Genomic DNA, 12,240 nt, shown 5'->3' on the forward strand with positions numbered 1-12,240 from the left:
GAACCTTTTTCTTTTTTTCTATCAAAAAGTCAATTTCCTCCCTCTTTTCATTTTGAAAATCATCTTTTCTTTCATTTTCAAAAAAAATGGAGCTAGCAAGCAACTAGCTCCATTTCTTAGACGACTACTCAACTGACTTGAGCGCCTCAATCATATCAACATGTTTTAATTTATAGTGCATAATGACCATAACAATCATAGAAAACAGAATGGTCAACAAGAAAGAATAGAGATAACTCGACAATGAGATGGTAATTGGGAAGAGCATAAAGTCCACTTCAACCATCCCCAGGATGACTACGGTCAGTAAACGGCCCAGTCCAAATCCAGCTAAAATCCCTAGTAAACTTAATATAAGTGTTTCGCGATAAATATACATGCTCACTTCCGTATGGTAAAAACCGAGTACCTTAATCGTTGATAATTCTCTAATTCGTTCTGATACATTCACATTGGTCAAATTATAAAGGACGATAAAGGCTAGGGCTGCAGCTGAGATAATCAAGACTACAGTCACTAAATCCAATATTTCCAAAGTATCAGAGAATTGTTTATCGATTGTATCGATAAATGTAATCAAGTTAATGTAGCCTGCGTCCATACTCTCCTCAGCAAACTGCCGTTCCCAGTCCCCTTTTTCTTTAAATGTTAATAATTCTGTGTTAGCCTCGAAGCGTTCAGAAAAAATTTCTTCATATAAAGTTGCCGTTAAGTAGATGGTATGTCCCGTATAATTCTCAGTAATCGCTTGAACAGGCATACGGTAGCTCACTTCTTGGTCATCACGAATAACTAATTCATCCCCCACTTCAACGGCCATTAAACGGGCTAGCTTTTCTGTTACGATAATACCGTCGTCAGTTAATTGATAAGACTCATCATTCTTGCGATCCTTTAACTTTACAAAATCGGCTAAGTTGTCCGTTGTCTCTGGCACAAAAATGGTTACATCTTGGGTAGAAATGCTTGGTCGATCTGCTTTATAAGATGCCTGTAAGGTTAATAAACTATTATCCAATTGTGAATAAGCATCTTTCAATTGCTGATAACCAACTTCATCCTCAGCCGTTTGATTTTCAGCTAAGGCAACTACCGCATCGTAAGTAGCAATTTCACTAAACTGAATACGTGCCAAGCCAGATATTGAATTGGTAATGGCAAAACCAGTTAGAATGAGAGCCGTACTCCCTGCGACACCAATAATCGTCATGCTATTTCTTAATTTATAGCGAACAAGATTACGAACGGTAATTTTGCCATTAAATCCTAGGCGGTTCCAAACAAATGGCAGCCGTTCGAGTAAGACACGCTTACCATTTTTTGGTGACTTCGGTCTCATCAATGAGGCTGGGCTTTCTTTTAGGGCGCGGTGAGCTGTATATGCAGCTGGGCCAATCGTACAAAGTAACGCTACGAGTAAAGATAGGATGCCATATGATGGGTAATAGCTAATGTTTAGTTCTGGCAGAGTATATAAGGTGCTGTAGGCTTTTACAATTACTCTTGGGAACAAGTTATAGCCAATTAATAATCCTAAAATTGTTCCTCCAAAACAAGCGGCTGCAGCATAGACTACAAATTTCTTTGCAATATCAAGATTGCCATAGCCTAATCCTTTTAACGTTCCCATTTGTTGACGCTGCTCGTCAACCATACGGGTCATCGTCGTAAAACTAACCAGCGCTGCAATCAAGAAAAAGAATATCGGAAAAATGGTTGCAATAGCAGAAATACGTTCTGCATTATCACGGTAACTCTGATAACCGGGATTGATTGTCCGATCTTGAACAAAATAAACAGGTGTATCTAAATCTGCTAGTTCTTCTTTGGCTGTCGCCAATTCTGCTTCGCCATCGGCTATTTCATTTTCTGCTTTTATCCGTTCTACTTCAAAGCTAGCAACCCCTTCTAAATAGTCCGCTTCTCCCTCTTCTAATTGTTGAAAAGCTTCATCAAGTGCTTCTTGTCCTGCAACTTTGTCAGCATTAAACTTACTGTATGCCTTGTCGATTTCAGCTTGTCCTGACTCAAGTTCGCTACGACCAGCTGCTAATTCTGTTCGAGCTGTTTCTAATGCATCTGCTTGGATTTCAAACTGCTTATCCGCCTTAACCACTTGGTTTTGAATGTCTTGCATAGCGAGTTGCACTTTATTTTGTAAGATATTTTTAGCTTGTGTTAATTCTTTTTGTTTTTGGTCAAGATTAACCACACTTGTTGCATAAACATCTTTTGCATTAATCAGCATCTGACCTTGGTCTAATAAGTCAGTTTCAGCTTGCTTAATTGTTACTTGAAGGGTTGAAGCGTTTGATTGGAGTCTACTAACTGTTTCTGTTTGTTGGTTAATGCCAGTCGCTAAGCTGGATTGGAGGCGTTCTTCTTCCGATAAGGGAATGGTATCAGCTGTAGCTTCTCCTTTTAAATAAGCGAGGGTTGAAGCAAACAAATCCGTGCGAGCTCCTTGGTCATTTAGCGCTTGTAAATAGGTCGATTTCTGTTCTTCCGTTAGTGAGTCATAAGGTGTTTGTAAAATTTCCTTCACCAGTTGCAATTGACTCTGACGGTTAGCCAACAAATCTGTTTGTGACTGAAGAGCCGTTTCCGCCGCTGTTAAATCGGATTGGATTTGGTTTAATCGGTCCTTAGCAAGCAGGAGGTCTGCTTGTCCTTCTTCCAATAATTGTTCTTGAGCTTGCAAACTTTCACCATAAATTTCAAGCTCGCTTTGGGCACGTTCAACTTCCGCTTCCCCAACCAATAATAATTGGATTTGCTCCCCTAACGCCTTTCCTTCGGGTGTTGGAATTGGATTCTCCGCTAGAGCTTCTAAAGAAACTGCCGCATCTAGTTGTTGGAGTAGCTGATCGCGTTGAATTTGCCAATTTGCCTTAGCATCGGCATAGCTTCGTGCATTTTCTTGCCACTGATCCAGGCCGCTACGATAGGCTGCCCAAGCTTCATCTAGTTTAGCCTGTTCTTGGGCAAGTTGGGCTTGTGCATCTGCAATTTCTCTGTCGAAGAGTGCCTGATTTGCCTCATATTCTGCTCTGCCTGCATCCAGTTCTTGGCGGGCAGATAGTACTTCTTCTTCAGCATCTTTCAATTTTTGACGAGCGCTTTCCAGTTCTTTTTCTGCGTCAAATAGCTCTTTACGGGCATCGTTGCGGATTTCATTGATCCGTTCAATCGGCCGGCCATTCAAAGTGACTTCTACTTCATTGGCTTTTTTGTCGACTAAAGATTCATACTCTTCTGTATAGGCGATGAGAGACTCGCTATTATTAAATCGTCCATAGACCTCTGAATAAATATCTGCGATTATATCATTTTTTACAACAACACCGAACCCATCTAAAGTCCCCTTTCCAACACTAGTATTTCCCCTTGAAATGTTTTCAATATAAATAGGCGAATGAACAAAACCAACCACTGTATAGCTTTGATCAATGACTTGAATCGTTGCCTCTTCGTCGGCGCTCTCTTTTTGGTTATCTATGTCAAAATGGATTTGATCACCAATTTGATAGCTATACTTCAATTGTTGGCTAGCATCTAATGCGATTTCACCTGTTTTTTGAGGTAAGCGACCAGACTCTATCTCAAAGTTATTCATGCTTTGCTTGCCTGCTTGATAAGGATACAGTTTTAATAGGTAAGCATCGGCTTCAACCGCCACATCTATGGTGCTAACTGCCTCGAATGTTAGGCCATGAACTTCTTCGATTGCTTCGATGTCCTTATCGACAATGCCGTAAGTAGATAAAATTTTCAAATCGAAAAGTTGGTTATCTCGGTAATAATTATTAGCGATTTTCAACATGTCTGGTCCTGCCGCACTAATACCTGCATAAAAACCAACACCTAATGTAATGATGGCGAGCAAGGCAATAAATCGTGCCTTATTATTGGAAACTTCCTTCCAAATATCTTTCCATAGTGCTTTCTTCTTCATTACAGTTGTCAGTCCTTTACCATTCTATTTCTGAAACAGCCTTTGGTTGAGGGTTCTGGCGGATTGCCCGAACTTTGGCATTGTTTATTTCAATAATACGGTCTGCCATTGGGGCAATGGCTTGGTTATGCGTAATCACAATGACCGTCGTGCCTGTATTACGACAGGTATCTTGCAATAAGGACAAAATTTGTTTGCCTGTTTCATAATCAAGGGCACCCGTTGGCTCGTCGCATAAGAGTAGCTTCGGTTGTTTAGCAATCGCTCGCGCAATGGCCACACGCTGTTGCTCTCCCCCAGACAATTGGGCAGGAAAATTATCCATACGCTGTTCCAAGCCTACTGCATTCAGAACCATTTCAGCATCCAAGGCCTTTCCAGAAATTTGCGATGCTAATTCTACATTCTCCTTAGCAGTAAGATTAGGAACTAAATTATAAAACTGGAAAATAAATCCAACATCTAATCGACGATAAGTCGTTAGTTCTTTTTCTGTGTAGTCTGCAATATTAGTGCCACCAATGATAATTTCACCTTCACTAGCCATATCCATGCCACCCAATATATTTAAGACGGTTGACTTACCAGCCCCTGACGGACCTAAAATAACTACAAATTCACCTTTTTCAATTTCAAAGTTTATATTATCGTTCGCAACAATTTTATTGTCACCCATTTGGTAGTATTTACTAATATTCTTTAAGCTCACATAACTCATGCCGTCACTTCTCTTCTATATTAAATAGTCAAAATTGCTTTCTTTGATATTATTATACTTAAAATTGTTAAATAGATAAAGCACCACCGTGTCCTTTGCGAACACGGCGTTGCTTTTCATTACTTAATGATATTAGTTAAAACTTCGCCATGCGAAACTTTTCTCTTTTTGATATCCTCTTCAACGTAACCAACTTTCAAAACTTGAACAGGTTTAAAATCTTGGGGAATTTCTAAACGCTCTTTTAAAACTTGGTCGATTAAAGTAACTTTCTTTTGTTCAGAGGCAAATCGATAACCCAAGAAACTATTGGTTGCTTGTAATTGCATGTTACCCATTACAATGCCTGCATAAAGGTGGGCAGATTCTTCAGACAAGTCACTTTCCTTAACAGAAATAATAAAGTAAACAGGTCCACCTAAACTCACTTCTTCTATTAAATAAGCTGGAATATTCTTACCGCTTTATGTTAAGTATTCCAATGCACGTTCACTGCTAATCACAGAAATATGGAATTGGTCTCGCAGCTCATCAACAATCGGTGCTGATTGTCCAGCTTTAACGATACTTTCAATCTGTGCTCGGGTTAAATGTATTCCCTTAAAATGCTCACTCGTATGATTTTGAGCAATAACTTTTTCAAATTCCATTTTTCTGCCTTCTTTCTGTTAATCGCTTAATCAAGCAAATTCATCATTTTTTAATATTATACGCTATTTGTCCATTTTCTTTAGCCATTTTTTAAATAAAATTGTGAACAATCTTCGCATAGGTTGAGACCACTGATTATGTTAAAATGGTCTTATCAAGACCCCTAGAAAGGGATGGAAACTATTATGAAGAAAAACGTTATCGTCATTGGTGGCGGATCAAGTGGCCTAATGGCTGCTGCCACTGCTGCAGAATTTGGTGCAGCCGTAACAATCGTTGAAAAAAACAACGATCTCGGCAAAAAACTGCTACTTACTGGCGGAGGCCGATGTAATGTTACTAATAACCGACCTGAAGAAGAAATTATCGCTCATATCCCTGGTAATGGCCGTTTTTTACACAGCGCCTTTAACCAATTTAACCAGTTCGATATTATGACATATTTTACATCACGTGGTGTTGCACTAAAAGAGGAAGACCATGGTCGGATGTTCCCGGTCACAGACCGGGCGAGAACGATCTTGGAAACCTTTATTGAAGAACTGAAAAGACAAGGCGTAACGGTTCGGACCAAGGCAACAGTTACTAACATTATCTATTCTCAGAACAACGCTATTGAAGGTGTTGAACTCGACTCCGGTGACATTCTGCCGGCAGACCGAATTGTTTTAGCTACTGGTGGAAAGTCATTACCTCGAACAGGTTCAACAGGCGATGGCTACCGTTTTGCTAAGGAAGTCGGTCATACGATTACAGAGCTTTATCCAACAGAAGCTCCTATTACGTCACCAGAACCCTTTATTAAAGAACGTGTTCTAAAAGGTTTATCACTAAGAAACGTTGCCTTAAGTGTCTTAAATAAAAAAGGTAAAAAAGTGACCAATCATCAAATGGATATGATTTTTACCCATTTTGGTGTCTCTGGCCCTGCTGCCCTTCGTTGTTCGATGTTTATTCATCAAACAAAGAAACGCGATAAAGTGGACATTGTAACTATGAGTTTGGACGTTTTTCCAGAACAAAGTCTGGGACAGCTTCAACAAGACATGCAAAAGCTTATTAAAGAACACGCAGATAAAAGTGTTAAAAATGGTTGGAAAGATTTAATGCCAGAGCGCTATTTACTATTTGGGCTTGAGCGTGTAGGAATCGATCCAAACCAAACACTTAAATCATTGAACCCTAAAGACATTCAAGCATTTGCAGAGTTTTGTAAATCGTTTACCTTTCAAGCTGATGGCACACATCCACTAGACAAAGCATTTGTTACTGGTGGTGGTGTCTCTACTAAGGAAGTCAATCCGAAGACAATGGAAAGCAAGCTAATGCCCGGTTTATATTTCTGTGGTGAATTATTGGACTACAATGGCTATACAGGTGGCTATAATATTACAGGTGCCTTCGTTACTGGGCATACTTCTGGCTATCATGCCGCAATCGATGACTAATAAAATGGACTTGGGAATATTCCCAAGTCCATTTTTGTTTCGTATCGCTCATTTTTGTCGATACAAAACTTCAAATCCAGCTGTATCTTACATTTTGACCTTCAAATGTAAGATACAGCCTAGGAGAGTGACCTTGTATCTTACATTTTAGCATTCGAATGTAAGATACAGCTCTTTTTAGAGAGCTGTATCGACTATTTAACTAAGAAAAGCGGACAAGTCCGCCTTGGCCTATGAAAAAATAGGAAATTTGACCCTGAATGAGCAGCGAAGCGCGCAATGGGGCAAATTTATCTTTTTTTCAGTAGGCCAGGACTTGGGAGCTAGACATTGATGGCTGAACTTATAATCCCCTAGTCTATAAAAAAAACTCCACAGCTGTTTTGGAATAAACAACTGTAGGAGCAATTTTCTATTTAGTCTTTTGAATAATAAACACTTTTAAATATTGGCTTGTTTGACTGGCAGCTGGTGCTGGGAAGTCTTCTGGTAGGCGGTGCTCTTCTAGAATGCGGCAGCCCACTTCTTTATTTTTAAAGGCTTTTTCAATGTCTGCTTTGAATTTATCACGTTTGTAGTTAGCGGCGTTGGATGAACAAACAAAAATCGCATTATCTGCTGAAATATCAATTAAATCTTCAACCATTTTACTGTAGTCTTTGACCACTGAGAATGTCCGTTTCTTAGTACGGGCGAATGATGGCGGGTCAACGACAATCAAATCAAAGGCTAACGACTTACGTTTAGCGTATTGGATGTAATCAAAAACATCCATCACACGAATCAATTGCGTATCTGGGTCAATGCCATTCACGACAAATTGTTCTTTCGTTTTTTCCAAAGAGCGATTAGCAACATCCACACTGGTTGTATGAGCAGCGCCACCCATAGCAGCGGCTACTGAAAATGCCCCCGTATAACTAAAGGTATTGAGGACAGACTTACCACTCGCATAACGTTCCATAATCGCTTGACGAACATGACGTTGGTCTAAAAAGATACCCGTCATCCAACCTTCATCTAAGTAAGTCGCATACATGACGCCATTCTCTTTGACATAGAGTGGTTCTGGTGCTTGTTGGCCTTCTACAAAATCACTAGCTGCCTGATCATCTGATTGATAGCGGTGTTTTTCGTAAATACCTGTTACAAATGGAAAAACTTGTTTAAAGGCTTTAATCAATTCTACTTGATAACGGTAAATGCCTTTACTGTACCAAGAGAAAACCGCATAGCTATCATAAAGGTCAATCGTTACACCAGGAATACCATCGCCTTCAGCGTTAAACAAACGAAAAGCAGTCGTCATCTCATCATCTAACAAAGCTTGACGTTTTGCAAAAGCCGCGTGGAATTTCTGGATAAAAAAGGGTTGATCAAACGCCTCTTGCTTGTGATAGCTGTAAATCCAACCTAATCCTTTGTTTTGAACAGCCAAGTAAGCATTAGCTACAAACTGCCCTTGTGGGTCAACTAATGACACGACTTCTCCTTCTTCAAAGTGAAGCTCTTTAGGAAAACTTTCTTTCACCAATAAAGGATCACCTTTTCTAATAAAAGACGCTGATTTTTGCGTGACACTGATTGCTCTTCTTGTACTCATCTTATTTCCTACTCTCATTTCTTTTTCACTTTCAAGCCTTTTATCACAATATTACAACATAAACATTAAGAATAGTCATCAAACGCATAACTTTATTTGACTGTTAATAACGGTAGTCATATAATACATATACGAATTTACACTTTTTTAACAGAAAAGATACAATTCGTTTTTTTATGAAAATAAACCTTGAAACTTACTGATAAAATATGTCCATATGGAGGGGATAACCTTGTTTCAAAAAATCAAAGAGACCAACCCTAAGCGTTACGGTTTCTTTCTTATTGCGGTCCTACTATTCTGGCTGAAAACTTACCTTGCTTATCAATTGGAATTTTCTTTAGGAGTTGATGGTTTTTATCAACAACTGCTCTTGTTTATTAATCCACTTGCGAGTACCTTACTTATCTTCGGGATCTCGTTACTGTTCTCGGACGCTAAAAAAGGTTACCGCGCACTCTTGGTTCTGTATGCATTAAATACATTACTCTTGTTTTCAAATATTCTGTATTATCGAGAATTCACGGATTTCATTACAATCAAAACGATTCTCAGCGCCTTTTCTTTAAGCGGCGGTATCGGAACCAGTGCAATTAACATGTTAAATATGCGCGATATTCTCTACTGGGCTGATTTCATTTTACTTCTTTTCCTATATAAAAAGAAGGTCTCTTTTTCAAATACTGAACAAGCTTTTAAAAAGCAATACGCTTTTGCTACATTAGCCTTGGCAGTCGGCGTATTCTTCGGTAACTTAAGTCTAGCAGAAATTGACCGTCCACAACTACTGACACGGACATTTGACCGTAACTACATTGTAAAATACTTAGGTTTAAATGTATACACAGCTTATGACAGTGTTAAAACAGCCCAAGCTAACTCGGTTCGTGCCAGCGCAGATAGTTCAGATATGGCACCTGTTTTAGATTACTTAGAAGACCATCACGCAGCAGCTAACGCTACTTACTTCGGTCAAGCTGAAGGCCGTAACGTGATTTTTATCCACTTGGAAAGTATGCAACAATTTTTAATGAACCTATCTATGGTTGAAGAAAATGGTGTTGAAAGTAAAGTGACACCTTTCCTAAACAGCCTTTACAATAGTGAAGACTCTTATAGTTTTGAAAACTTCTTCCACCAAACAAGCCAAGGAAAAACAAGTGATGCTGAGTTGCTCGTTGATAATTCATTATTCGGCTTGCCACAAGGTTCTGCCTTTACACAACTAGGCGCCGAGAACGTCTTACATTCCGGTCCACAATTGTTGAAGTCAAAAGGCTATACATCAGCTGTTTTTCACGGCAATGTGGGGTCATTCTGGAATCGTGATAACGTTTATAAATCAATGGGTTATGATTATTTCTTTAGTTCTGAAACAAGCTACACTCTTAATGAAGAAAATTCATTGGAATACGGCTTGAAAGATAAGCTATTCTTCCAAGAATCGGCTCAATATTTAGAAAAAATGGAACAACCTTTCTATTCAAAATTTGTTACCGTTTCTAATCACTTCCCATTCCCAGATGATGAATTAAACACTGTTTTTGATATTCCTGACACGACTGATCAAACCATTAACGGCTACTTCAATACGGTTCACTATGCCGATCAAGCATTGGAAGAATTTTTCCAATACTTGAAAGAAATCGACCTATATGATAACACCATGTTTGTCTTATACGGTGACCACTATGGTATTTCAAACTCAAGAAATCGTACGTTAGCACCGTTGCTTGGCAAGAGTCCAACTCTTTGGAATGATTACCAAAACACTATGCTACAACGTGTACCGTTTATCATCCATATTCCAGGAATTGGCACCGGCGAAATCAAAGACACATTCGGTGGACAAGTTGACGTTCTACCAACTGTTCTTCATTTACTTGGTGTCGAAACAGAATCTTACGTTCAAATGGGACAAGATTTACTTTCTGACGAGCATGACCAAACTGTTGTCTTTAGAAATGGAACGGTCGTGACACCAGATTATACTATCTTAGATAGCTATGTTTACGATACAAAATCTGGTCGTACGCTAGCAACAACACTCGACGTTGAGACAGATTTAACAAAAGAAGTACTTGCCCTGAAAGAAGTCGGTCAAACCCAATTAAATATGTCTGATCAAGTCTTAAATGGCGACCTACTTCGTTTCTACTCACCAGCTAACTTTACGCCAGCTGATAAAGAATCCGTTAATTACTTGGATTCTCCAGGTCAATTGTTAAACGATTATTTAGAAGCAGGTGAAGACAGTACATCCGTCTTGAAGAAAAACAAAGATGAGTCTACTGTGCCACTGTATCAAACTGATGCACCTGAGTTTCCAGCTAACCAAGTCGAAACAGAAGAGACAGATGTAGAAGAAGAATCTGCCGACGACACGCAAACACAAGAAATAGAATAAAGCAAAGCCTCCAACTCAAAATCAGAGTTGGAGGCTTTTTATCTAACTTATTTTTTTAGGAAATGTAATGGTAAAGGTCGTCCCCTCATTTAGCACACTGCTAACTGCTATTTGTCCATCATGCTTTTCAACCAGTGACCGTACAATAGCTAAACCAATACCACTTTCACCAAATTTATTATTTTTACGTGAAATATCAGCCTTGTAGAACCGTTCCCAAATAGAATGAATATCTCCTTCATCGATTCCAATGCCATTATCCGTCACCTTTATAACGACAGCCTGATCAGTTTCCTCAGCCGACAAATGAATTTGCCCCTGATCCGTAAACTGAATCGCATTGTTGGTGAGATTCACAATGATTTGGATGAAACGATCATAGTCTGCGTAGACCTGTAAATCTGCCGGCGCAACAGTCACCTTAATTTGGTTTCCTTTGCTAGCTGCCTTCTTTTCAAGTTGTTCTTGCACATTTAGCAAAGCCTCACCAACATGAAATTCCTGCTTCACTAAGACCAATTGATTCGACCTGATTTTTTCATAGTCTAGATTTTCATTCACCATCCGAATCATTCGTTTCGTCTCTTGATGCATGAGGGCGATGCTTCGGCCTTTACTCTTTTCTGGAATCATATCATGAGCTAAGCCTTCTAAAATACCATTAATACTGGTTAATGGGGTGCGCATTTCATGGGCGATATCCATCATAAACTGCCGGCGCAAATTTTCTTGCCGTTCAATCTCTTCTTGCGATTCTTTCAGAGACTTGGCCATGACATTAAAGTCACGAGACAGTTCATCGAATTCATCTTTCTGATAGTCAACCAGTGAAATATCGAAGTTTCCTTGCGCAATTTCATTGGTAGCCTTTCTCATACGGGTAATACGACGGGTTAAATAGTCAGCGATCCCAAAGCTTATCGTTGTTGCAATCCCGCCAACCATTAAAACGGTTAGAATAATATTTTTCTGGACGTCACTAATATCACTCTGGATGCCACTAACAGGTGAAGCAACCGCCACAAAACCTGAAAATTCCTTAGACAAGCTATTGAAGAGTGGCAAATAGACTGTCACAATCGAAATCTCCTCATTCATAAAGCCACGGTCTCGCTGAGTTAAGGAAATTCGCTCGCCTTCTTTTAGACGTTCAAGGTCCTGCCCACTCAAACCACTCACATAATTCGAATCGTTAGTAGGATAAACTAAGCGGTCACTGCTATTATATAGGGCTAAGAGTACATCTTGCTGAGCAACTATTTTCATACCCGCCTGAATTTCCTGAGTCGTCATACTTTCATCAATAATCGCTTCAGCATAACCAAAGAGCTGTTCTTCTTTTTGCTCATAAATGTTATGAACGAGGAAACGAACGAATATTAATCCAATTGCCGTTGCCGTAATAAAAATGACAATAAAGAAGGAGCAAAGTTGCTTATAAATAAATTTCAAATGGTC

The 12,240-nt window shown here is 39.3% G+C and carries 8 protein-coding genes; 2 read left to right on the top strand and 6 right to left on the bottom strand.

From position 1 onward, the window contains the following. Nucleotides 1-124 precede the first annotated feature (124 nt). The 4 genes from BW721_RS06705 to BW721_RS06720 form a co-directional block, all read right to left on the bottom strand. A complete protein-coding gene (locus tag BW721_RS06705; RefSeq protein WP_076767313.1) occupies nucleotides 125-3,955 on the bottom strand; it encodes an FtsX-like permease family protein in 3,831 nt (1,276 codons plus the stop codon). A 16-nt stretch (nucleotides 3,956-3,971) separates the two neighbouring features. Next, entirely contained in the window at nucleotides 3,972-4,673 is a 702-nt protein-coding gene (locus tag BW721_RS06710; protein ID WP_076767316.1) for an ABC transporter ATP-binding protein, read from the bottom strand. Between the two features lie 119 nt (nucleotides 4,674-4,792). After that, nucleotides 4,793-5,101, bottom strand: coding sequence for a hypothetical protein (locus BW721_RS06715; protein WP_076767318.1), 309 nt, complete (start codon nucleotides 5,099-5,101; stop codon nucleotides 4,793-4,795). A 36-nt stretch (nucleotides 5,102-5,137) separates the two neighbouring features. Continuing rightward, the gene (locus tag BW721_RS06720) at nucleotides 5,138-5,323 is read right to left on the bottom strand and encodes a hypothetical protein (protein ID WP_076767320.1); all 186 of its coding nucleotides are present in this window, start codon (nucleotides 5,321-5,323) and stop codon (nucleotides 5,138-5,140) included. A 186-nt stretch (nucleotides 5,324-5,509) separates the two neighbouring features. Between BW721_RS06720 and BW721_RS06725 the strand changes: the two genes are divergently transcribed. Beyond that, nucleotides 5,510-6,772, top strand: a complete 1,263-nt coding sequence (locus BW721_RS06725) for an NAD(P)/FAD-dependent oxidoreductase (protein WP_076767322.1) — start codon at nucleotides 5,510-5,512, stop codon at nucleotides 6,770-6,772. A gap of 412 nt (nucleotides 6,773-7,184) precedes the next feature. Here the strand turns inward: BW721_RS06725 and BW721_RS06730 are convergent, their stop codons facing one another. Next, a complete protein-coding gene (locus BW721_RS06730; protein WP_076767324.1) occupies nucleotides 7,185-8,375 on the bottom strand; it encodes a class I SAM-dependent rRNA methyltransferase in 1,191 nt (396 codons plus the stop codon). A 217-nt stretch (nucleotides 8,376-8,592) separates the two neighbouring features. Between BW721_RS06730 and BW721_RS06735 the strand changes: the two genes are divergently transcribed. Beyond that, a complete protein-coding gene (locus BW721_RS06735; RefSeq protein ID WP_076767326.1) occupies nucleotides 8,593-10,782 on the top strand; it encodes an LTA synthase family protein in 2,190 nt (729 codons plus the stop codon). A gap of 42 nt (nucleotides 10,783-10,824) precedes the next feature. On the opposite strand, the gene BW721_RS06740 is transcribed toward BW721_RS06735, so the two are convergent. Continuing rightward, nucleotides 10,825-12,234 (bottom strand): sensor histidine kinase, encoded by a 1,410-nt coding sequence (locus BW721_RS06740; RefSeq protein ID WP_076767327.1) that lies wholly within the window; start codon nucleotides 12,232-12,234, stop codon nucleotides 10,825-10,827. Nucleotides 12,235-12,240: the final 6 nt, after the last annotated feature.

The organism is Jeotgalibaca sp. PTS2502 (assembly GCF_001975685.1).
Classification (GTDB): domain Bacteria; phylum Bacillota; class Bacilli; order Lactobacillales; family Aerococcaceae; genus Jeotgalibaca; species Jeotgalibaca arthritidis.

What these genes read in the sequence shown, in the direction of transcription:
- BW721_RS06725 (WP_076767322.1), top strand. Translation starts at nt 5,510, where the DNA reads ATGAAGAAAAACGTTATCGTCATTGGTGGCGGATCAAGTGGCCTAATG.
- BW721_RS06730 (WP_076767324.1), bottom strand. Translation starts at nt 8,375, where the DNA reads ATGAGTACAAGAAGAGCAATCAGTGTCACGCAAAAATCAGCGTCTTTT.
- BW721_RS06705 (WP_076767313.1), bottom strand. Translation starts at nt 3,955, where the DNA reads ATGAAGAAGAAAGCACTATGGAAAGATATTTGGAAGGAAGTTTCCAAT.
- BW721_RS06735 (WP_076767326.1), top strand. Translation starts at nt 8,593, where the DNA reads ATGGAGGGGATAACCTTGTTTCAAAAAATCAAAGAGACCAACCCTAAG.
- BW721_RS06710 (WP_076767316.1), bottom strand. Translation starts at nt 4,673, where the DNA reads ATGAGTTATGTGAGCTTAAAGAATATTAGTAAATACTACCAAATGGGT.
- BW721_RS06720 (WP_076767320.1), bottom strand. Translation starts at nt 5,323, where the DNA reads ATGGAATTTGAAAAAGTTATTGCTCAAAATCATACGAGTGAGCATTTT.